The 22,625-nt window shown below is 38.6% G+C and carries 22 protein-coding genes and 2 tRNA genes; 8 read left to right on the forward strand and 16 right to left on the reverse strand.

Features of this window, described 5'->3' with window-relative positions; translation table 11 throughout:
- Positions 1 to 18: 18 nt before the first annotated feature.
- The 8 genes from ACY2RU_RS17035 to ACY2RU_RS17070 all read right to left on the reverse strand — a co-directional run bounded on the left by ACY2RU_RS17035 (position 19) and on the right by ACY2RU_RS17070 (position 6,427).
- Positions 19 to 1,245, reverse strand: coding sequence for a tyrosine-type recombinase/integrase (locus tag ACY2RU_RS17035; protein WP_490139691.1), 1,227 nt, complete (start codon positions 1,243 to 1,245; stop codon positions 19 to 21).
- Positions 1,246 to 1,304: 59 nt separating this feature from the next.
- The gene (locus ACY2RU_RS17040) at positions 1,305 to 2,000 is read right to left on the reverse strand and encodes a lycopene cyclase domain-containing protein (RefSeq protein ID WP_490139692.1); all 696 of its coding nucleotides are present in this window, start codon (positions 1,998 to 2,000) and stop codon (positions 1,305 to 1,307) included.
- 4 nt (positions 2,001 to 2,004) lie between these two features.
- Positions 2,005 to 2,454 (reverse strand): sterol desaturase family protein, encoded by a 450-nt coding sequence (locus ACY2RU_RS17045; protein WP_490139693.1) that lies wholly within the window; start codon positions 2,452 to 2,454, stop codon positions 2,005 to 2,007.
- A gap of 58 nt (positions 2,455 to 2,512) precedes the next feature.
- Positions 2,513 to 3,355: a phytoene/squalene synthase family protein gene (locus ACY2RU_RS17050; RefSeq protein WP_490139694.1), complete on the reverse strand. Its 843-nt coding sequence runs from the start codon at positions 3,353 to 3,355 to the stop codon at positions 2,513 to 2,515.
- Entirely contained in the window at positions 3,352 to 4,818 is a 1,467-nt protein-coding gene (locus ACY2RU_RS17055; protein WP_490139695.1) for a phytoene desaturase family protein, read from the reverse strand. The genes ACY2RU_RS17050 and ACY2RU_RS17055 overlap by 4 nt, the downstream gene beginning before the upstream one ends.
- Positions 4,819 to 4,883: 65 nt before the next feature.
- Positions 4,884 to 5,795, reverse strand: coding sequence for a MerR family transcriptional regulator (locus tag ACY2RU_RS17060; RefSeq protein ID WP_490139696.1), 912 nt, complete (start codon positions 5,793 to 5,795; stop codon positions 4,884 to 4,886).
- 416 nt (positions 5,796 to 6,211) lie between these two features.
- A tRNA-Leu gene (locus ACY2RU_RS17065) sits at positions 6,212 to 6,294 on the reverse strand.
- Between the two features lie 60 nt (positions 6,295 to 6,354).
- A tRNA-Lys gene (locus ACY2RU_RS17070) sits at positions 6,355 to 6,427 on the reverse strand.
- Between the two features lie 176 nt (positions 6,428 to 6,603).
- On the opposite strand from ACY2RU_RS17070, the gene ACY2RU_RS17075 reads away from it, so the two are divergent.
- The gene (locus ACY2RU_RS17075; RefSeq protein WP_490139697.1) at positions 6,604 to 7,125 is read left to right on the forward strand and encodes a shikimate kinase; all 522 of its coding nucleotides are present in this window, start codon (positions 6,604 to 6,606) and stop codon (positions 7,123 to 7,125) included.
- On the opposite strand, the gene ACY2RU_RS17080 is transcribed toward ACY2RU_RS17075, so the two are convergent.
- Positions 7,117 to 7,620: a phosphoribosyltransferase family protein gene (locus tag ACY2RU_RS17080; protein ID WP_490139698.1), complete on the reverse strand. Its 504-nt coding sequence runs from the start codon at positions 7,618 to 7,620 to the stop codon at positions 7,117 to 7,119. The genes ACY2RU_RS17075 and ACY2RU_RS17080 overlap by 9 nt on opposite strands.
- 76 nt (positions 7,621 to 7,696) lie before the next feature.
- Complete coding sequence (locus ACY2RU_RS17085) at positions 7,697 to 8,068, reverse strand: RNA-binding S4 domain-containing protein (RefSeq protein ID WP_490139699.1); 372 nt, start codon at positions 8,066 to 8,068, stop codon at positions 7,697 to 7,699.
- 78 nt (positions 8,069 to 8,146) lie between these two features.
- On the opposite strand from ACY2RU_RS17085, the gene ACY2RU_RS17090 reads away from it, so the two are divergent.
- Complete coding sequence (locus ACY2RU_RS17090) at positions 8,147 to 9,070, forward strand: FKBP-type peptidyl-prolyl cis-trans isomerase (protein ID WP_490139700.1); 924 nt, start codon at positions 8,147 to 8,149, stop codon at positions 9,068 to 9,070.
- Between the two features lie 106 nt (positions 9,071 to 9,176).
- Here ACY2RU_RS17090 and ACY2RU_RS17095 read toward each other — a convergent pair whose 3' ends face one another.
- A complete protein-coding gene (locus tag ACY2RU_RS17095) occupies positions 9,177 to 10,130 on the reverse strand; it encodes a transketolase family protein (protein ID WP_490139701.1) in 954 nt (317 codons plus the stop codon).
- 60 nt (positions 10,131 to 10,190) lie between these two features.
- Positions 10,191 to 11,036, reverse strand: coding sequence for a transketolase (locus ACY2RU_RS17100; protein WP_490139702.1), 846 nt, complete (start codon positions 11,034 to 11,036; stop codon positions 10,191 to 10,193).
- Positions 11,037 to 11,334: 298 nt separating this feature from the next.
- Between ACY2RU_RS17100 and tgt the strand changes: the two genes are divergently transcribed.
- The 6 genes from tgt (at position 11,335) to ACY2RU_RS17130 (ending at position 18,596) form a co-directional block, all read left to right on the forward strand.
- On the forward strand, positions 11,335 to 12,465 hold the full coding sequence (gene tgt / locus ACY2RU_RS17105; RefSeq protein ID WP_490139703.1) for a tRNA guanosine(34) transglycosylase Tgt: 1,131 nt from the start codon (positions 11,335 to 11,337) through the stop codon (positions 12,463 to 12,465).
- A gap of 3 nt (positions 12,466 to 12,468) precedes the next feature.
- A complete protein-coding gene (locus ACY2RU_RS17110) occupies positions 12,469 to 13,548 on the forward strand; it encodes an LptF/LptG family permease (protein WP_490139704.1) in 1,080 nt (359 codons plus the stop codon).
- Positions 13,535 to 14,437 (forward strand): DMT family transporter, encoded by a 903-nt coding sequence (locus ACY2RU_RS17115; protein ID WP_490139705.1) that lies wholly within the window; start codon positions 13,535 to 13,537, stop codon positions 14,435 to 14,437. Before ACY2RU_RS17110 ends, ACY2RU_RS17115 begins: the two co-directional genes overlap by 14 nt.
- Before the next feature lie 54 nt (positions 14,438 to 14,491).
- Complete coding sequence (locus ACY2RU_RS17120; RefSeq protein WP_490139706.1) at positions 14,492 to 15,445, forward strand: acetyl-CoA carboxylase carboxyltransferase subunit alpha; 954 nt, start codon at positions 14,492 to 14,494, stop codon at positions 15,443 to 15,445.
- 168 nt (positions 15,446 to 15,613) lie between these two features.
- Positions 15,614 to 17,170: a replicative DNA helicase gene (gene dnaB, locus ACY2RU_RS17125; RefSeq protein WP_490139707.1), complete on the forward strand. Its 1,557-nt coding sequence runs from the start codon at positions 15,614 to 15,616 to the stop codon at positions 17,168 to 17,170.
- 241 nt (positions 17,171 to 17,411) lie between these two features.
- Positions 17,412 to 18,596, forward strand: coding sequence for an asparagine synthetase B (locus ACY2RU_RS17130; protein WP_490139711.1), 1,185 nt, complete (start codon positions 17,412 to 17,414; stop codon positions 18,594 to 18,596).
- A gap of 329 nt (positions 18,597 to 18,925) precedes the next feature.
- Here ACY2RU_RS17130 and rplT read toward each other — a convergent pair whose 3' ends face one another.
- From rplT to thrS, 4 genes are all read right to left on the reverse strand, one after another.
- Complete coding sequence (gene rplT / locus ACY2RU_RS17135; protein ID WP_490139708.1) at positions 18,926 to 19,270, reverse strand: 50S ribosomal protein L20; 345 nt, start codon at positions 19,268 to 19,270, stop codon at positions 18,926 to 18,928.
- Positions 19,271 to 19,393: 123 nt separating this feature from the next.
- Positions 19,394 to 19,591, reverse strand: coding sequence for a 50S ribosomal protein L35 (gene rpmI, locus ACY2RU_RS17140; RefSeq protein WP_490139709.1), 198 nt, complete (start codon positions 19,589 to 19,591; stop codon positions 19,394 to 19,396).
- Between the two features lie 77 nt (positions 19,592 to 19,668).
- Positions 19,669 to 20,181, reverse strand: coding sequence for a translation initiation factor IF-3 (gene infC, locus ACY2RU_RS17145; protein ID WP_490139712.1), 513 nt, complete (start codon positions 20,179 to 20,181; stop codon positions 19,669 to 19,671).
- Positions 20,182 to 20,235: 54 nt separating this feature from the next.
- Positions 20,236 to 22,182, reverse strand: coding sequence for a threonine--tRNA ligase (gene thrS, locus ACY2RU_RS17150; protein ID WP_490139710.1), 1,947 nt, complete (start codon positions 22,180 to 22,182; stop codon positions 20,236 to 20,238).
- Positions 22,183 to 22,625: the final 443 nt, after the last annotated feature.

The following is a 22,625-nucleotide window of genomic DNA, read 5'->3' on the forward strand; positions in this document are numbered from 1 at the left end:
CCTAACTGGTTATAGATTCTATTTTATAGTCTTTATCCCGTACATGTCACCAGATAAGTATGGGGAACTATCGTCTTTATGCGTGTCGTGATTTGCCAAGGCAGCGTCCAACGGATTTCGAATGCTGCGTAAATCGCGCATGGCAACATGTGTATAAACCATCGTTGTTTCTGGTTTACTGTGCCCCAACAATGCCTGAATATACCTAATATCAGTGCCATTTTCCAACAAATGAGTGGCGTAACTGTGGCGTAATGTATGCGGTGTAACACGCTTCGTTATTCCAGCTAATATACAGCTTTGTTTTAAAAATGTGCGTACTGTTGTAGGTGCGTATTTTCCGCCTTTGGGGTTTTCTACAAAATAAACTTCAGGCTTGTACGTGAGATAATAATTTTTAAAAAGAGGCAAAAAACTTTCGGCCAATATCACCATTCTATCTTTCCGGCCCTTTGAATTTCGTATGGTGAGTTGCATTCGGTTAAAATCAAAATGACTTAGTCGTAAATCAATGAGCTCACCAATGCGCAGTCCACAAGAGTAGAGTAGGGCAATGACCGTTCGGTGCTTTAAATTCCGCGTTACTTGTAAAAGCTGCAAAACCTCCTCTTTTCCTAAAACTACAGGCAACTTTCGGTCCTTTTTTGGCGCTTCGATCTGTTCGGCATCAATAGCACATTCGGGGTAGAAATAAGCAAAATGCTTAATGGCACTTATTAATTGTCTATGGGTACTAATAGCGTATCGCAACTTCCTAACAGCCCATTCAACATATAAGCGAACATCGTCTTTGCTAAGAGTTTCTGCGGGTTTGTTAGCGTTAAAACGAAGAAATTCTTCGATAAAACTTCCGTAGACACTTAGTGTACTTTCGCTATATCGCTTTCCGTTTAAATATTTTAAATAGGATTTTAAGATTTCTTGCCCTTCCGAAGTTAGTAAAGGCAGTCGATCCCGTTCTAGGCGATTGCTAACCGTTTTACTCCAACGCTCACTCTTAAAAGATTGGGTATCTACCTCTAGTTGAAAGGAGCGTAAAAATGTATTGAGTTGTGTAAGTGTTTCCGAAGAATAATCAACATAAAAACATTCTTTACTCGCACTCCAGCGCATTCCGCGAAACTGCTTTAAAATTTCTTTTACACTTTTATTAAACGGAAAATAGCAACCAATACACGGGTTTCCGCGATGAACAATAGGTTTTAAATTTATGGTCATGTTGGTAAGTGCACGGCTTTTCAACATTGCACTGCGTTAAGCGGGGGAGCTTAGCTGTATAAAAATACATTAAAAAGATGACAAGGTCAAGCCGTTTTTTTTGATCTTTCGAGGAGGGTTTGCATGATCACATAGACGGTAAGGAGCATTCCTAAGGCGTAAATACTATCTTCAACAGGGATGGTAAGGATTCTTATACCCATATTTTCGGTATCATTATACCAAACTACTTGATCTTCAATTCCAGTGCCCGTTAATACGCCGTTTACGATAAAAAACGGAACGAGAATGACTAAAAATGTAGGTAAAAACTGTTGCAGATCTTTTCTTCGGAAGTTATAAACTGCGCCAAGAAGGACAATAGCGTAACCGAAATTTATAAGCGTATACCAACGATCGTAATAGTACCAAAGGCTAACAATAAGTACTGATAATAGTGATATTACGAAGATCGAAGTTGCTTTTTCTGAAAAGGAAAACTTCGGAAAAAAGTATTTTAACGAATAATGTGTGAACAGACAGGCATACGGAATACAGATAAAAAAGAGCCATTCTTCAATAGGAAGATTTAGTATTTTATAGCCTGTAATGTAAGCGTCGTTAAAACCCCAAAAACCGTTATTTGTAAAGATCACATCCCAAGAAATAAAGAAGGTCATCATAACAAAAATACCAATTACGAGACTTTTCCATTTTTTGTAGAATTGAAGTTTTGGATGAAAACTGAATAGAAACGGCACGACGAACGAACCTATATTCAGATACAAATACAAGTATTCCATTCGGTTATTTTTTGAAGTACTTCAAAGGCGGAACCAACATACCGAAACATTCGCCATCTCCTTTGCCTAAATGTTTGTGATGGATCTTGTGCGCGCGTCGAATTCCCTTTGCATACCAATTGTTGGCATTGCGAAACAGTTTAAAGCGTTGGTGTATAAAAATATCGTGTACCATAAAGTAAGCTACACCATAGGCAAAAATACCAAGTCCAATAGGTAATCCTGCCCAAAAGCCATAGTATTGCCACGCAATAAAACACCCTATGCTCACGGCGGCGTAAAATATAAAAAAGAAATCATTGCGTTCCCACCAACTCCCGTGATCCTTGTGATGATGGTCTTTGTGTAGTTTCCAAAGAAAACCGTGCATTACGTATTTATGGGTAAACCACGCCATAAATTCCATGATACAAAAGGTAGTAAAAAAGATTAATATCCAAAAAAAGATAGTCATTGTATAAGTTCAATTATCAATATTCAAAGGTACCAATTTACGGTTAGAAAGCTCTTTCTTACTTTACCAGTTTTAGTTGGTATTTTACGTAGCTACGGGTTAAAAGGCCGAATTTTTCGTAATCTGGCACTCTAATTCTGCTATTTTTAATATCGACAGCAGCAGTTTTACTGAGTTTGTTTAAAAGTCGTTTGTAGTATCGATAAGCCATAAAAACACCAAATTTAGCTTCTGGCGGAAGTAAAAGGATGCCTTCATAGCCTTTTCTGAAATCTTCTTCGATCTCCGAAATGATACGATCTTTAGACGTTTCATCTAAGGCATTTAAATTGGTATTCGGAAAATACGTTCTACTCAAACCTTCGAAATCGGCTTTGAGATCGCGTAGAAAGTTTACTTTCTGAAAAGCAGAGCCCAAAGACATTGCTGAGGCTTTTAATTGCTCAAATTTTTTGGTATCTCCTTGTACAAATACTTTGAGGCACATAAGTCCAACCACATCGGCAGAGCCATAAATATATTCTTTGTATTCGGCGTCGGTTTTATAGACTGTTTTAACAAGATCCATACGCATGCTATCCATAAAGGAAGCGATAAGGGATCGCTCAATATTATATTTATGTACAGATTCCTGGAAACTATTTAAAATTGGATTCAGACTGATCTTTTCCGTTAAAGCATGGTCTAGATCGGCTTCAAACCGATTAAAGAGCATTTCTTTGTCGTAATCGTGAAAGGAGTCGACAATCTCATCAGCAAAGCGAACAAAGCCGTAAATATTGTAAATATCCTGACGTATCGATGGTGCCAACATTTTAGTGGCCAACGAGAACGAGGTGCTATAGCTGTTAGTCACTTGTTTGCTACAAGATCGTGATACAATGTCAAAAATTTCTTTCAATTTCTTTTTTCTTTAGTGATAAGTCCGGCGACCAATTTACCTGAAATCAAGGAAGGAGGAACACCTGGTCCCGGAACGCTTAGTTGCCCCGTAAAAAAAAGGTTATTCACTTTCTTACTCTTTAATTTAGGTCGTAAAAAGGCTGTTTGCAGCAATGTATTTGCTAATCCGTAGGCGTTTCCTTTATACGAATTGTAATCATTTATAAAATCATTGATACAAAAAGACCTATTAAATATAACGTATTTTTTGACGTCTTGGTTGGTCAATTTCTCAAAACGAATCATAATTTTTTCAAAATATTCTTTACGCAAGGCTTCGGTATCGTTTAAACCAGGCGCTAAGGGAATCAAGAAAATTCCAGCTTCTTGACCTTCGGGCGCGGCGGTCTGATCTGTTTTTGATGGAAAGCTCGCATAAAATAATGGGTCTTTCGGCCATGCGGGTTCATCATAGATCTCACGTGCGTGTTCTTCAAAGTCAACATCAAAGAAGAGCGTGTGATGCTCAACGTTTTCTATTTTTTTACTGAAGCCAACATAAAATAGTAGGGAAGAAGGCGCAAAGGTCTTCTTTTCCCAATAAGCTTCAGAATATTGTCTGAAATGAGCTGGAAGCAAAGTTTCGGTATGATGATAGTCTGCACCGCTAAGAACGACATCGGCTTTGATCTCTTCGGAACCCACTTTAATACCAACGGCATTGTTATTTTCAAGAAGGATCTGTGCTACATTCTGGTTGGTCTTAATGGTAACCCCTAAACTTTCGGCAAGCGCTTTCATTCCTTCAATCACCGAATACATACCATTAACGGGGTGGAATGTACCCAATCCGAAATCGGCATAATTCATAAAGCTATAGAATGCAGGTGTATTTGATGGTTTTGCACCTAAAAACAATACTGGAAATTCTAGAATGGAGATAAGACGTTTATTTTTGAATTCTTTGCGAACCTCTTTACTTATGGTACTAAAAAACTGCCCGATCTTTTTCATGGTAACGGGTGTCACTAATTCCATGGGTGAAACCCCTGGGCGATATACAAGATCTTTAATGGCGATGTTATAGTTATCGAGTGCTTTCGCCATGAATTGTTTCAGCTTTACAGAGCTGCCAGGTTCTTCGGATTCAAAGGCAGCACATATTTTTTCGAGCGTGTCTTCGATGGTGATAAAATCATTTTTTCCGAAGTAGACACTGTAGGCAGGGCTGAGCTTTATAAGGTCGTAATAATCTGAAGGTTTCTTTCCGAAGTCGGCAAAAAATCGTTCAAAAACATCAGGCATCCAATACCATGTTGGACCAATGTCAAAAGTGAATCCGTTTTCTTTCAACTGACGAGCACGGCCACCGATGGTAGCGTTCTTTTCGTAGATGGTAACAGTGTTTCCTGCTTTTGCAAGATAGCTTGCCGCAGCAAGCGATGAAAACCCAGAACCGATAATGGCGATGTTTTTATTCATTTTGTTTAACGAAAATACAATTTATTTAAACGAAATTGACGGAAGCTTAAAAGTTTACCATTTTTTTAAGATATGGCTTGCTCAGTAAGGCTCAGAAATAGTGTGTCTAAGGTATTGATGATCTTGATATTGTCATCGAGTTGTGTCTTGTCGAGCTCTTTCGTTTTCTGTCCCATAAGCCACAACTGACAAGGTTGTTGTTTGGCGATGGAAGTTTGAAACTGCTCGATATACGATACTAATGATAAGTTTTGGGGCTGTACGGTAAGGTAGCTAAGAAAAATAATATCCTCATTGGGTGCCAATAGGAGGTTTAGGCTATCAAGCGGAATATTGGAGCCAAGATATACGGTTTGATAACCTGCTTTGATGAGCTCATAGTAAGTATATAGTAGACCAATCTCGTGAATCTCTTCATAGGGAAGGAACAATACAACTTTCGTTTTGTTCTTTTCAACGAATTTGTTTTGCGCGTCATCTATATTTATGGTGATCTTTCTTTTGATCAGTTCAGAAATGAAGCTTTCATGGGCAGAATCGATCGTTTTTGTTTGCCAAAGTTGTCCGATATCGTTTAGTAGGGGAATAAAGACTTCAAAGAAAATATGTCTAAAGGAATAGTTTTGGGCAAGGTCATTAAAGGTATAATTGAATTCTTCGGAAGAAAAGCTAAACATAGCATTTTTAAAAGAATTGATAGCTGAATCTTCTTTTCTGGTAGCGGTTTTTGTTTGAACGATTTTACGAATTTCGGTATCACTAAGCTTTGCTATTTTTGAAATTTTGTAGCCTTCATTATACAGATAGCTTACGTTTAATAGCTTTCTAAGATTAACGAGGTCATAAGTTCTAATATTGGTATTTGTGCGATCAGGTTGAAGTAGATCATAACGTTTTTCCCACATTCTAATGGTATGTGCTTTGACATTACTCAGGTTTTCGAGATCTTTAATACTGAATTGATTTTTTACAGACATGGAGATGTTTACTTCAAAAGAACCGCTTTGGTTTCGGGGTAGTTCAATTTTTAAAGATAGTTAAATTATAATAATGTACTGTGAGATTAATAGTGTTGGGAATCAGTAAATTTTATAAAAGGACGCTTTCTTCTTTATAACTAAGAGCGCTCAGAAACGTCAAAGTCGGATAAAAAGTTACGTCTTTGCCGTTTCCTCGCTTCGCCTATGCTAGTGGCTTCGGTTTTTATTGAGATTAATAGCGATCGAGAATAACAAGTTTTATAATACGGCTGAAATGCGCTTTGTAGTTAATAGAGCTCGGAAACGTCAAAGTCGGATAAAAAGTTACGTCTTTGCCGTTTCCTCGCTTCGCCTATGCTAGTGGCTCGATATGTTTCCAAAAAAAAAAGCTATCTAAAAAGACAGCTTTGATGTACCCGGAATGGGACTTGAACCCACACGCCACTAGGACACACGGCCCTCAACCGTGCCTGTCTACCAATTCCAGCACCCGGGTGGGTGTATTGCAGACAATACTAAATAAAAAAAGTCAAACAAAAATGTTCAACTTTTAAAGTGACCTGGCTGGGGCTCGAACCCAGGACCCTCTCCTTAAAAGGGAGATGCTCTACCAACTGAGCTACCAGGTCAATAAACCAAAGAAGTAATCCTAGAGACTACTATTTTTACCTTGAGCACATATATCTGTTCCCGTAGGCGGGTGCAAATATACTATCATTATATTTATATATCAAAGCTATTTTTAATAAAATTTTCGGAGAATTCTTTCGCGTCTGCAAACTGCTTATATACGTATCTTTACAGAATGAAAATTGTACTCGTTGGTTATATGGGAAGTGGAAAATCTTCGGTCGGGAAATCGCTAGCGCGGGCCTTAGACCATTCTTTTGTCGATCTTGACCATGCGATAGAAGAATCAGAGAATAATTCCATTGCCGAAATTTTTGCGAGCCGTGGGGAGATCTATTTCAGAAAAAAAGAAGCAGAAGTTTTAAACGAAATTCTGTCTACTAAAGATCATATCGTCTTGGCTACGGGTGGAGGAACTCCTTGCTACGGAACTGTTATGCAGTCACTTATTGCAGATATGTCTGTACATGTCATTTATCTTAAAGTATCATTAGATGTGCTTACAGACCGACTTTTCCAAGAACGAGCTGAGCGTCCGTTGATCACACATCTTGAAACAAAAGCGTTATTGAATGATTTTATACGGAAGCATCTCTTTGAGCGTTCCTATTATTACAATCAGGCCAAAATTAGTATTGACGTCTCAAAATTTTCTGTTGAGGCGGCTGTTGAGGCTATTGTAGCGACTTTATATTAATCTCGCTTCAGCGTTATGTTTTTCAAATACAACCTCTACATTTTCGTTTAGGGATGTAGAAAGGGAAATTCCTTTAAAATCGGCTTTAATAGGGTACTTCTTATGATTTCTGTCTACAAGAACCGCTGTTTTAAATTGTTTCATCGGAACTTCAAGAAAATGTTTTACTCCATAAATAAGGGTAGTTCCAGAATGTAATACGTCATCTACTAAGATCAATGATCTGTTTTCGTATTCCGAAGGAGTCAAAGAAGTCTTAATAGGTAGAATTGGATTTTTCTTATCAATAGCCACTTTACATAGCTTAACCGAAATGGGAGATATTTTCTCTAAGATGGTTTTTAGTTTTTTAGCAAGAATAAAACCATTGTCCATTATACCTGCAATAATGACTTCCTTTTCATCAATATTAGCTTCATAGATCTGATAGGCGATACGCTTGAGTTTATGAGCGATCTGCTTTTTATCTAAAATAATGGTGCTGGTAGGGGTCATACATACATTTTTTTCAAAGATATAAAAGGTGAACAAATATTAGGGCCGAATTATTTACACAACTTTGAGAGTCAAATTACTCTTCACTATCTGTATAATCATCAATATCTCGTCGGTCTTTTTTAGTAGGCCTACCTACACCTTTTTTCCGATAGTACTCTTTAGAATACTTTAGAAGTTCGGTATGTTCAAAGGCTTCTTTTGGAGTTATGTCTTTTCGGTATAGGTCTACAAGTTTAGCTCCTAAGCGGCTTTCCGGGAGATTAAGGACTTCTATTTTATAGTTAATTTGATTCTTCCGAAGCGAAATAACATCTCCAGGAAAAACGTCCCTCGAAGGCTTTACAGCATCCCCATTCACTTTTACAGCGCCTTTTTTGCACATACGCGTTGCTATACTGCGGGTTTTACAATACCGAATACACCATAAATATTTATCAATCCGCATACAATTAGTCTAAAAACAACGTTAACATAGATAGCAAAAATAGCGGAAATTTGTATCTTGCCCGCTCAAAATTAACAAATGAAAAAGACTTTATTTTTATTGCTCCTTCTTATCGGGATGAGTATTGTTTCATGTAAGAAAGATGATGATAGTTCTTCTATTTCGTCTGCCGAACTTAGAGATCGCGCTGAAGAAGCTGCAGATGCAGAGTTTGATATTGTAAACTTCCTAGAAACACATTACTATAACTACGACGAATTTGCGGCTCCTCCAGCCGATTTCGACTATCAAATCGTTATTAAAGAAATCAACACCGATGATCCAATATCAAGAATACCTTTAATAGATCAGGTTGATATGATTGTTGTTCAAGACCGTTTTGAGGAAGATGTTACATATAATTTGTATTATTTGAATGTTATTCAAGGAGAAGGCGATGAAGTGTTAACAACCAATACGGTTTCTGTAACATATGCAGGTTACGAAATTGAAACAAATGAAATTTTTGACAATTCTGTGACTCCAGTACAATTTGATCTTACTTCTGTAGTTAATGGATTTCAAGACGGTTTGTCGCAGTTTAATGCTGCAACAGGCTTTGAAAGTAATCCAGATGGAACCATTGAGTTCTTCAATTACGGCGTAGGGGCGGTTTTTGTTCCTTCAGGTTTAGGCTATTTTAGCCAAACACCACTAGATTCAAATAATGATATTTTGTTGGAAGCCTATTCACAGATCTATTTTACGTTTCAGGTTTTCTTTACGGAAGAAACAGATCACGATGAAGACGGAATCCCGTCACAAGTGGAAGATCTTAACGGTAATGGTATAGAAGAGGATGATGATACCGACGATGATAGCTTCCCGAACTATTTTGATGCAGATGACGATGGTGATGGTATTTTGACTAAAGATGAAATTGAAGTTGATGGAAACGGAAATATCACATATACCGATACCGATGGTGATGGAACTCCAGATTATCTAGATCCAGATAATTAAACATAAATACAATTGCACTAAAAAGCCCCATTCAAATTGAATGGGGCTTTTTTATTTTGCCCAACCTTTCGGAAGGTCTACAAAATGTAGGTGGAGCAAAAAAAGATTATTTCCGACTTACTACTTTCTTAGCTGCTTTAACTATAGCATCAGCATTTAAGCCGTATTTTTCCATTAGCTGCTCTGGGGTACCAGATTCTCCAAAGGTGTCTTGGGTTGCAACAAATTCTTGTGGTGTTGGATCATTTTCGGCTAAAACGCGAGCAACACTTTCGCCAAGACCGCCTAAATAATTATGCTCTTCCGCAGTAACAATACAGCCTGTCTTTTTAACGCTAGCGAGTATAGCGTTATTGTCTAAAGGCTTAATAGTGTGAATGTTAATTACGTCAGCGCTAATATTTTGTTCCCGTAATATCTCTGCCGCTAGCAAGGCTTCCCATACTAGGTGACCTGTAGCCACTATAGTGACATCATTACCTTCTTGTAAATGCACTGCTTTGCCAATTTCAAAATTTTGGTCTGCCGGGGTGAAATTAGCTACTTTTGGCCGACCAAAACGTAAATAAACAGGACCTTGATGTTCTGCGATAGCAAGCGTGGCTGCTTTTGTTTGGTTATAATCACAAGTGTTGATCACGGTCATGCCTGGAAGCATTTTCATCAACCCTATATCTTCCAAAATTTGATGTGTAGCACCGTCTTCTCCTAGTGTAACACCCGCATGCGAAGCACAGATCTTTACATTTTTACCGCTATAAGCAACACTTTGTCTGATCTGGTCGTATACACGTCCTGTGGAGAAATTAGCGAAGGTTCCTGTAAACGGAATTTTTCCGCCAATGGTCATTCCTGCAGCCATCCCGATCATATTTGCTTCGGCAATACCTACTTGAAAAAAGCGATCTGGGTGGTTTGCTTTAAACTCATCCATCTTTAAGGAACCAGTTAAGTCGGCACAAAGAGCTACTACATTTGGATTCTTTAGCCCTAATTCGGTAAGTCCGTCACCAAAACCGGATCGTGTATCTTTTTTGCCTGTGTCTTTATATGTTTTCATGGTACTGCCCGCATAGGCGGGTATCTTTTAGTTAAACTTCTTTTCTTCGGAATGACTTAGTTAATAGTCGCCTAAAGTTTCTGGGTTTTGTGCAAGTGCAATTTCCAATTGTTCATCATTAGGTGCTTTACCGTGCCACGCGTGCGTATGCATCATAAAATCAACACCATTACCCATTACTGTTTTTAGCAAAACACAAATAGGTTTGCCTTGCCCTGTTTTCGCTTTGGCTGCTTTCATTCCGTCAATAATAGCTTTTATATTATTTCCTTCTGAAATGGTTAGCACTTCCCAACCAAAGGCTTCAAATTTCTGCTTGAGATTTCCTAGCGGAAGTACATTTTCTGTAGATCCATCAATTTGTTGCCCGTTGAGGTCGATCGTTACAATTAGGTTGTCGACCTTATTCCCAGCAGCATACATAATAGCTTCCCAATTTTGTCCTTCCTGTAATTCACCGTCCCCACATAGGGTGTAGATAAGATGTGAATCATGATTCAGTTTTTTGGCAGCAGCAGCTCCAATAGAAACTGAAATTCCTTGCCCTAATGAACCTGAAGCGATACGCACCCCTGGAAGTCCTTCATGTGTTGTAGGATGCCCTTGAAGTCTTGAATTTAGCAAACGAAAAGTGTTTAATTCATCTACTGGAAAATATCCCGATCTTGCTAAAACACTGTAGAATACAGGAGAAATGTGACCATTAGATAGAAAAAAGAGGTCCTCATCTTTACCATCCATATCGAAACCTTCCTTTCGTTCCATAAGAACTTGATAGAGGGCTACGAAAAATTCAGTACAGCCTAATGAGCCACCAGGGTGACCCGAATTTACTTTGTGTACCTGGCGTAGAATATCCCTACGTACTTGTATCACTAGATCTTCCAATTGTTTAATATCTGTCATGGTATGTTTTTCTGTCAAGTGTCAAAATTAATCCTTTCCGTAGCGGAGGCAAAACACATGATGCGGCAGTTATTAACGATTTGTAGGTTTTAGTTAACATCCCGGCAAAGTTCAAAGCTGAAAGTTCAAAGTTTTCAGTTTATATGTTGCGCTTAATCGTAATCCGTCACCCATCCACCATTCATTCATTAACTCATTCATTCATTCATTCATTTATTAAATCATTTGATCATTAACTCATTCAATCATTGATCCCGCTTCTCAAATCTTTCTATCTTTGCCAATTCAGAAAAAGAACATGCAATTTAAATTAGAAACAACAGATCCTCAGTCGCAAGCTCGCGCAGCCACTATAACATTAGATCATGGTATCATTGAAACGCCCATATTTATGCCCGTTGGCACCGTTGGCACCGTTAAGGGTGTACACCAGAAGGAGCTAAAGGAAGAGATCAACCCCGATATTATCCTCGGAAACACCTATCATTTATACCTTCGTCCGCAGACCGATATTCTCGAAAAAGCGGGTGGTTTACACAAGTTTATGAATTGGGACCGCAATATTTTGACTGATAGTGGCGGTTACCAAGTTTATTCGCTTTCGGCCAACCGAAAGATCAAAGAAGAAGGTGTAAAATTTAAGTCACATATCGATGGGAGTTACCATGTATTTACGCCAGAAAACGTAATGGAGATTCAGCGTAAAATTGGTGCCGATATCATTATGGCATTCGATGAATGTACGCCTTATCCTTGTGATTACAACTATGCAAAACGCTCTATGCACATGACGCATAGGTGGTTAAAGCGATGTATGACTCATTTAGAGAAAACACCTTTGCGATATGACTATGATCAAACCTTTTTTCCGATCGTTCAAGGGAGTACCTATAAAGACCTTAGACAACAATCTGCCGAATATATAGCAAATGCGGGCGCCGCGGGGAATGCTATTGGCGGACTTTCAGTTGGGGAACCAGCCGAGGAGATGTATGCTATGACCGAAGTGGTAACAGCGATTCTTCCGAAGGACAAACCGCGCTACCTTATGGGAGTAGGAACACCTATTAATCTTTTAGAGAATATTGCTCTAGGGATTGATATGTTTGATTGTGTGATGCCAACAAGAAACGGTCGTAACGGGATGATGTTTACAGCCCATGGAACGATCAATATAAAAAATAAGAAGTGGGAAGATGATTTTTCTGAAATAGATCCAATGGCGATCACATGGGTAGATACCGCTTATAGTAAGGCATACGTAAGACACTTATTTACCGTTAATGAAATGTTGGGGCGACAAATATGTACTATTCACAACTTAGGCTTTTATCTTTGGTTGGTTCGCGAGGCCAGAAAACATATCTTAGCGGGAGACTTTACAATGTGGAAGAACAAAATGGTCAAGCAAATGGATAATCGCTTATAATGTATGCTAAGCATTCTCGATAGATATATTCTAAAGAAATACCTGGGTACGTTTACTCTATTGCTCTTGCTATTTATTCCCATTGGGATCACAGTAAATCTAGCCGAAAAAATAGATAAGATCCTCGCCAATGAAGTTCCCTTTATTGAAGTAGCTCTTTACTATTGGGATTTCACCATTTATTTTGCGAATCTACTTTTTCCGCTATTTCTGTTCTTATCCGTAATTTGGTTTACGTCAAAATTAGCCAACAATACAGAAGTTATTGCATTTTTGAGTAGTGGTGTTTCTTACTATCGTTTTCTTAGACCATATATGATAGGAGCAACCATTGTGTGTATTGGAGGTCTAATTCTAGCCAATTATATGGCTCCAAGAGCGAGTAAAGGCTTTAACGAATTTTCATATACCTATTTAAAGAAGGGGAAGCGAGATCGTAACCAAAAGAATGTATATAGGCAGATTAACAATAACGACTATATATATGTAAGCTACTTTAATGTAAATGATAACTCCGGAAACAATTTTACACTAGAGCATTTTGAAGGCAATAAAATGGTCTATAAAATGATGGCAAGTAGGATCAAGTTTAATGAAAAAGACAGTAGTTATAGCTTGTCTAATTACACCAAACGAACTATTGGTGTCGATGGTGACCGTTTAGAATCGAAAGCCACACTGGATACGGTTTTTTCTTTCGAATTGGAAGATCTTACGCCTGTAGAATATATAGCGCAAACACTTAATTTTACTGAACTCAACAACTTTATTAGTAGAGAGAAGGCCCGTGGTTCAAGTTATATTAACCGTTATGAAGTAGTACGCTATAAGCGTTGGAGTTTGCCTGTTTCGGCCTATATTCTAACCATTATAGCTGTTGCGGTTTCTTCGGTAAAGCGACGCGGTGGAATGGGTGTCAATTTGGCTATAGGGATCTCTATTGGAATGATCTTTATCTTTTTTGATAAGATCTTCGGAACCATGGCAGAGCAAAGTGACTTTTCACCTTTTATAGCTACGTGGTTTCCTAATTTTGTCTTCGGACTCTTAGCTATTTATTTGTTGCGCAATGCGAAACGATAAGCTACTTCATTATTTACATCTACACCTTATCGTCTTTATTTGGGGCTTTACGGCTGTTCTCGGTGCGCTCATTACAATTGAGGCCATTCCATTGGTTTGGTATCGTATGTTGATAGCCTCCGGGCTCATTCTGGTATGGTTGAAATTCAGAAAAGAGAAAATCAAATTTCCGAAGAAAATAATCATCCTTTGCGCATTGGCTGGTCTTATAATAGCATTGCATTGGTTGGCTTTCTTTGGAGCAATCAAGATTTCAAATGTTTCTGTGACTTTAGCCGTTATGTCAACAGGCGCTTTCTTTACATCCTTTTTAGAACCGCTATTTTATAAACGTAAGGTGATAGGGTACGAAGTGTTTTTCGGCCTAATCGTCATTGCCGGATTGTATCTGATCTTTAATGTAGAAACCGAATATCTGTGGGGAATTGTCCTCGCCTTATGTGCGTCATTTTTAGGAGCACTTTTTTCAGTAATGAACGGAAAGTACTTAACACGGTATAGCGCAGCAACCGTTTCATTTTATGAATTATTCTTCGGAACAGCTTGCATTACCGTTTACTTAATAGGTAGCGGTAGTTTTACTTCGGAATTTTTTCAGTTACAAACCACAGATTGGATCTATTTATTGATTTTGGCTTCGGCATGTACGGCATACGCCTTTATTGCCTCGCTACACGTAATGAAATGGCTAAGTCCGTATACCATAATGTTAACGATAAATATGGAGCCTATCTACGGAATTATTCTCGCTTTACTTATTTTGGGTGATAGTGAAAATATGAGTCCGGAGTTTTATTATGGGGCAGGTATCATCCTTGTGACAGTGGTAGCTAACGGGATTATGAAGAACCGAAGACAAAGAAAAAAGAGAACCAATGCAACTAGCTGATAACAATATTTTATATTTGTAGGCTAAGCCAAAAAATCATATCAAAGAGTCAGTATGGAATATCTTGATTTTGAATTACCTATTAAAGAATTGCAGGAGCAATTCGAAAAAGCTTGTCAGATAGGGGAAGACAGTGATGTTGATGTATCAAATACCTGCAAGCAGATCGAGCAAAAGTTAAAAGACACTAAAAAGGACATATATAAAAACCTAACACCTTGGCAACGAGTACAACTGTCTCGTCATCCAAACCGTCCCTACACCATGGATTATATTAATGCCATTTGTGGGGATTCTTTTTTGGAGTTGCACGGGGATCGTGGTTTTAAAGATGATAAGGCCATGGTAGGTGGTCTCGGAAAAATCGGCGATCAAAGTTTTATGTTTATTGGTCAACAAAAAGGATTTAACACCAAAACACGACAGTACCGAAATTTTGGTATGGCAAATCCAGAAGGATATCGAAAAGCCCTGCGCTTGATGAAATCTGCCGAGAAATTTAATGTACCCGTTGTTACCTTAATAGATACGCCAGGAGCATATCCAGGATTGGAAGCAGAAGAACGCGGACAAGGAGAAGCGATTGCGCGTAATATTCTTGAGATGACACGTCTTAAGGTGCCTATAATTGTAGTTATCATTGGTGAAGGAGCAAGTGGTGGTGCCTTGGGAATTGGCGTTGGAGACCGTGTTTTAATGCTTGAAAACACGTGGTATTCGGTGATCTCTCCAGAAAGTTGTTCGTCTATCTTATGGCGCAGCTGGGAGTTTAAAGAAACTGCTGCAGAAGCATTGAAACTAACGGCAACAGATATGAAAAAGTTAAAGCTCATTGATGTTATCGTAAGAGAACCTTTGGGCGGTGCGCACACCGAACGAGAAAAGACATTTGCAACGGTTGCGAATGCGATCACGAAAGAATACAATGATCTAAAAGACTTATCACCAAAAGATTTGGTCGAAAAACGCATGAATAAATATTCAGAAATGGGTGTCTTCAAAGGCTAATCGTAGTAATACCAACCTTTAGAAAAAAACTGAAGTTTAACCTTCGGTTTTTTTTGTGGTTATTAACAAAATTCTTAACTTATTAACAGTGTAATTGTTCATGATCGGTGGACAGTGAGACCTTCAAAAAAGACGGTTTCTGTTAACAATTTCTTTACATTCGTCCTCATGGAAAAAGTGAAACCTCAAACCTCATACAAGCGCAGTTCCAGCCAAGTGATCTCACTTGAAAAAGGCAAAATACCGCCACAAGCAACTGATTTAGAAGAAGTTGTGCTTGGAGCGATGATGATAGATAAAAAAGGTGTAGATGAGGTAATTGATATTCTTCACAGCGAAGTTTTTTATAGCGAAAAGCATAAATTGATCTTTGACGCTATTTATACTCTCTTCGAAAATAGTGAACCTGTAGACTTATTAACCGTTTCCTCCCAATTAAAACGGGATGCTACATTAGAAAAGGCAGGAGGGGAGTTTTACCTTGTGCAATTGACCCAAAAGGTCTCTTCTTCGGCGCATATTGAGTTTCACGCACGTATTATTTTACAGAAGTTTATTCAGCGATCGCTAATCAAAATATCAAGTGAGATCATTGAGGACTCTTACGATGAGACAACCGATGTTTTTGATCTTTTAGATACGGCTGAAAGTAAGTTGTATGAAATTACGCAAGGGAACATCAAACGATCTTCAGAAACTGCACAGCAATTGGTTATTCAAGCGAAAAAACGTATTGAAGAAATTGCCAATAGAGAAGGTCTTTCAGGAATTCCTTCAGGTTTTAATAAAGTAGATAAACTTACATCGGGTTGGCAGCCTAGTGATCTAATTATTATCGCTGCACGTCCTGGTATGGGTAAAACCGCATTAACGTTATCTATGGCCCGAAATATGGCTGTAGAACACAATATTCCTGTAGCTTTCTTTTCTTTGGAGATGTCTTCGGTACAATTAATTACACGATTGATCTCTTCGGAAACCGGTTTGAATTCTGAAAAACTTCGTACAGGAAATCTTGAAAAACACGAGTGGGAGCAATTAAATGTAAAGGTGAAAAACCTTGAAAAAGCACCTTTGTTTATTGACGACACGCCTTCACTTTCTATTTTTGATCTTCGTGCAAAGGCACGTCGTTTGTCATCACAGCACGGAATTAAATTGATCATGATCGATTATTTACAGTTAATGACCGCAGGTGGAAATCAAAAAGGAGGTGGAAACCGTGAACAAGAGATCTCAACTATTTCCCGAAACTTAAAGGCGTTGGCAAAAGAATTGGGTGTTCCTGTTATTGCACTTTCGCAGCTTTCTCGTGCCGTAGAAACACGTGGAGGAAGTAAAAGACCTCTATTAAGTGACCTTCGTGAATCTGGAGCGATCGAACAGGATGCCGATATTGTTTCGTTTATCTACCGACCAGAATACTACAAAATTGATGAGTGGGATGATGAAGAGCAGAGTCCTACGGCAGGCCAAGCCGAATTTATCGTTGCTAAGCACCGTAATGGTGGTTTGGATGAGATACGCTTGAAATTTGTTGGACATCTTGGTAAGTTTGAAAACCTTGAAACATTCGATTTTCCTTTTGAAATAGGGTCACGAATGAATGATGCCGCCAATGACGATACTTTCAAGCCAGATCATTTACCTTCGGCTGATGAAGCCTTTGGAAGTAGTATGAATGATGATCTTTCCCCGGAAGATGATAATGAAGTACCCTTTTAATTTTCTACTTATTAAACTGAAATTTGTTTCAATACTTCAAAAACGAGTGTAATCTTAAAGTATTTTCTGAAAGAACCCATTAAATGCCAATAATGGAATGAATTTTGTCGTTATAACAATCCTGTGTTCGCGGGAATCTCAATGTTATAATTATTATATTCGTTACATGCTTAGATCCTTTATTTTTTTCTTATTCTTTCTTGTTTCTGCTAATACGTTCGCGTCTTACATTCTTATTCCTATGGATGCTGAAGGACAAAAGGAACATTTAAAAGCCTATGGTATTACTTATTGGACATTAGAGCGCAATGTAAAAGTGAAATGGCTGCTCAATTACAGAGGCGGCTCTTTTTTATTGCCAGATTCTGAAGAAATTAGAAAGGAATGCCAGATAAGAGGTGTCTCTTTTGAAGTGCTCTCTAATTCAAATGCTGAACAGATCCTGACCGATATTAGCAGTCCGTCGCAAAATATGGAGGCCATTGTGCTTGAAAAAGCACCAAAAATTGCGGTGTATTCACCCAAAGGAAATTTGCCATGGGATGATGCGGTTACTATGGTTTTGACCTATGCAGAGATCCCGTATACAACAGTATACGATGAAGAAGTACTATCTGATCAATTGTTGCTATATGATTGGTTGCATTTACATCATGAAGATTTTACTGGGCAATATGGTAAGTTTTACAGAATGTATCGTTCTGCGCCTTGGTATATTCAGGAGAAGAAAAATGCCGAAGCTTTGGCTGCGAAATTAGGGTATACTAAAGTTTCCGAAGCAAAAAGGGATGTGGCTTTAAAAATTAGAGACTATGTAGTGGGCGGCGGATTTATGTTTGCGATGTGTAGCGCCACCGATAGCTTTGATATCGCCCTTTCTGCACAAGGCGTTGATATCTGCGAGCCAATGTTTGATGGAGACCCTAGCGAACCTGGGTATCAAAGTAAAATAGATTATACACAAACCTTTGCATTTAAAGATTATATGTTGGAGCGAAACCCGATGGTTTATGAATTTTCCTCCATCGATATGACCACCAAACGACGGGTTTCTAAGGAGACTGATTATTTTAGTTTGATGGATTATTCGGCGAAGTGGGATCCTATTCCGTGTATGCTGGTTCAAAATCATACGGCCTTGGTCAAAGGTTTTATGGGGCAAACCACTAGTTATGATCGAAGTGAGATCAAATCGAATGTACTCGTCATGGGCGAACATAAAGCTACGGGTGAGGCGCGCTATATCCATGGAATTAAGGGAAAAGGCTTCTTTACATTTTACGGGGGACATGATCCAGAGGATTATCAGCATCGCGTAGGGGATGCTAAGACCGAATTAGCCTTACATCCTAACTCTCCAGGTTACAGACTTATCTTAAACAATGTTTTGTTTCCAGCAGCAAAGAAGAAAAAGCAAAAAACCTGATTCTTTTTAGAAGATAGGGTTTACCAATATTCAAAAAATATATAACAACGGTTTGTTTTCCGCGAAAGCCTTGCGTTAAGGATTGAGGCAAATTACCCCGCCTGCACAGTTGTTTCAGACGGGCAGGCGTGTAATGCTGAAAGCCTGACCCAGCGCGAGCGCTTGCATTTCAAAATATAGCTAAAGGTAGATAGCGAGCGTTTGGGTAACGCCCAAAAAAAGCAGAAAAGTAGAGCAATATGTTGGTTATATTTAAAATTGATAAAACAAAAAAAGCCCCACTCAAATGAGTAGGGCTTTTTAGCGAAATAATAGGTTGTTGAATTATCTTACTTTACTTTGTTTACAATGGCTTCAAAAGCTGCAGGGTGATTCATTGCTAAATCTGCTAATACCTTACGGTTAAGCTCAATCCCATTCGTTTTTAATCCTCCCATAAACTGAGAGTAAGACATTCCGTGTTGGCGTGCACCTGCGTTGATACGCGTGATCCACAACGCTCTAAACGTTCTCTTTTTTGCGCGACGGTCTCTGTATGAGTAAGACATTGCTTTCTCAACAGCATTTTTTGCAACTGTCCACACGTTTTTTCTTCTACCAAAGTAACCTTTGGCTTGTTTCATTACTTTTTTTCTGCGTGCTCTCTTAGCAACGCTGTTTACTGATCTTGGCATAATTTTAATTGTTTTTGTAGCAGGCGACACGCGAGGCGTGTGCTTTATTGTTTACTCAGACGTGAAGTCATTGTTCACAGCCCAACTCCAGGGTTTAAATAATAGTTTAACCGGTTAAGGCAATTACATCATTCGAAGCATTTGCTTAACATTACTCTCATCCGCTTTGTCAACCAAACCGTCGTGAGTTAATTTTAGCTTACGTTTTTTAGACTTCTTTGTTAAGATGTGACTTTTAAACGCATGCTTTCTTTTGATTTTTCCAGAACCTGTAAGCTTAAAACGCTTCTTGGCACTAGATTTTGTTTTTTGTTTAGGCATGTTTCCTTTTTTTATTACTATTTCGCTCTTCGCCATCTGAAGCAATTTGCAAGAGATGACAAATATTTTAATTCAATTTATTTTTTCTTAGGTGCGATGAACATTATCATACGCTTTCCTTCCAACTTAGGCATTTGCTCCACCTTACCATATTCTTCAAGTTCTTGAGCTAACTTTAATAGTAAGATCTCTCCTTGGTCTTTATATATGATAGAACGACCTTTAAAGAATACATATGCTTTTAATTTGGCTCCGTCTTTAAGGAACTTTTCGGCATGTTTCTTCTTAAACTCATAATCATGATCATCGGTATTAGGTCCAAAACGGATCTCTTTGATGATCACTTTAGTAGCCTTGGCTTTCATAACCTTTTCCCGTTTCTTTTGCTCGTAGACGAATTTTTTATAATCCATCACCTTACAAACTGGCGGTTTGGCATTAGGAGAAATTTCCACAAGATCCAACTCTTGTTCTTCCGCTATGGCTAAAGCCTGCTTGATTGGGTATACCCCAACTTCAACATTCTCGCCTACTAGGCGAACTTCCTCCTCACGAATTTTTCGGTTAATTCTGTGTTGGTCTTCTTTAATGATCCTTGCAGGACCCCTGCTTCTTTTTCTACGAATTGCTATGGCTATATAATTTTAATTGTTAAACTCTTTTATTTCTTGGCGAACAGCTTCAGAAATCATTTTTCCGAAGGCTTCTACAGACATTGTCCCTAGATCTCCTTCACTATGCTTCCTTACACTTATCGTACCATCTTTTTCTTCTTGTTCCCCTACAATCAACATATACGGGAATTTATTCATTTCTGCTTCACGAATTTTCTTACCGATGGTCTCGTTGCGATTGTCCACAAGGGCGCGAATTTCGTGTTTTTCAAGCAAATTTAAAACTTTTTCGGCGTATTTCTCATATTTTTCACTCAATGATAATATAGCTACCTGCTCGGGCATCAACCAGAGTGGGAAATTTCCACCTGTATGCTCCAGTAAAATAGCAATAAATCGCTCCATACTTCCAAAAGGAGCGCGGTGAATCATTACCGGTCTGTGCAATTCGTTGTCACTCCCTTTATAGGTAAGATCGAATCGCTCCGGAAGGTTGTAATCTACTTGTATAGTTCCCAGCTGCCAACTTCTTCCGAGGGCATCTTTAACCATAAAATCTAGCTTAGGGCCGTAAAATGCAGCTTCTCCAGTTTCAATAACATAATCAAGGCCTTTGGCTTCCGCAGCATTTATAATTGCTTGTTCGGCTTTTTCCCAATTCTCAACATCACCAATATACTTTTCTGGCTTACTAAGATCACGAAGCGACACTTGAGCTGTAAAGTTTTCAAACCCTAAGGAACCAAAAACATATAAGACCAGATCGATCACTTTTTTAAATTCACTATCCAACTGATCTGGTGTGCAAAATATGTGTGCGTCATCTTGTGTAAAACCACGTACTCTTGTCAAGCCGTGTAATTCACCACTCTGTTCATAGCGATATACCGTGCCGAATTCTGCAAATCGTTTCGGAAGATCTTTATAAGACCAAGGTTTGCTGTTGTAGATTTCACAGTGATGCGGACAGTTCATCGGTTTCAGCATAAACTCTTCACCTTCATTTGGAGTTTTGATCGATTGGAAACTATCCTCGCCATATTTTGCGAAGTGTCCTGAAGTTACATAAAGTTCCTTCTGGCCAATATGTGGTGTGATCACCATTTCGTAACCCGCTTTCTTCTGTGCTTTCTTTAAAAAGTTCTCGAGACGCTCTCTTAAAGCAGCTCCTTTTGGAAGCCACAAGGGTAAGCCTTGTCCTACTTTTTGAGAAAAAGTAAATAATTCTAGTTCTTTCCCTAGCTTTCTGTGATCTCTCTTTTTAGCTTCTTCTAATAACGCTAAATATTCAGTGAGGTCTTTTTGCTTCGGAAATGTGATGCCATAGATACGGGTAAGTTGTTTATTGTTTTCATCACCACGCCAATATGCGCCTGCAATGCTCATTAATTTTACTGCTTTAACAATACCAGTATTAGGGATATGACCGCCACGACATAGATCTGTAAAAGTATCGTGGTCGCAAAATGTGATCGTACCATCCTCAAGGTTTTCAATTAATTCGACCTTGTATTCATTTCCTTGTTTTTTGTAAAAGTCTAAAGCTTCCTGCTTGCTCGCTGAACGCATAGAAAATTCGTGCTTTCCTCTTGCGATCTCTAGCATTTTCTTTTCAACTTCAGCTAGGTCTTTTTCCGTAAAGGAAGTATCACCAAAATCAACATCGTAATAAAAACCATTTTCGATGGCCGGACCAATAGTTAATTTGACATTCGGATACAATGTTTCGAGTGCCTGAGCTAAAATATGAGCAGAGGAGTGCCAAAAAGCTTTTTTGCCTTCGTCATTACTCCACGTATATAATATAAGCGACCCGTCTTCGGTGAGTGGGGTGCTAGTTTCTATAGTTTGCCCATTATATGAAGCAGAAATAACGTTACGCGCAAAACCTTCGCTAATGTTTTTCGCAACATCCATAGGTGTTACGCCTGCTTCCATTTGTTTTACACTGCCGTCTGGGAGAGTAATATTGATCATAATCTATGCATTAAGGGTGCAAAGATACCATCTTGAAAGTTCGTGTACAAGAGTGATTGCTCCTAGTTTTAACTGTTCATGTGATTTTTTATGAATAAATATATTAAAGTGATTTCAAGTTCATTTTTTTTTTGGGCGTTACTCAGCCTCGCCCTGCGTTATCTTGTGCGATGCTGTGTCGGGCTTTCGCTCCTCGCTTCACGCCAGAGGCGTGAGAGCTCAGACATTCTCCTGCGTTGGTTGTCGGTTCGAAAGTTATGTTTTGGCGGGCAGTCGCGGCGCTCAATCCCTAACGCGGTTTGGTTATGAGGGTAAAGATTTGGTTTGATTTTGAGGGTAGGGTATGGAAAGGTTTTAAATAGTATATATAATAAGGTAAAGGTTGTTTTAAAGATTTGTTTTGTGATAATCTAAACGCTTTCAAATGATTATGGATTGGGGTA

This window comes from Ulvibacter sp. 2305UL32-6 (assembly GCF_058148545.1).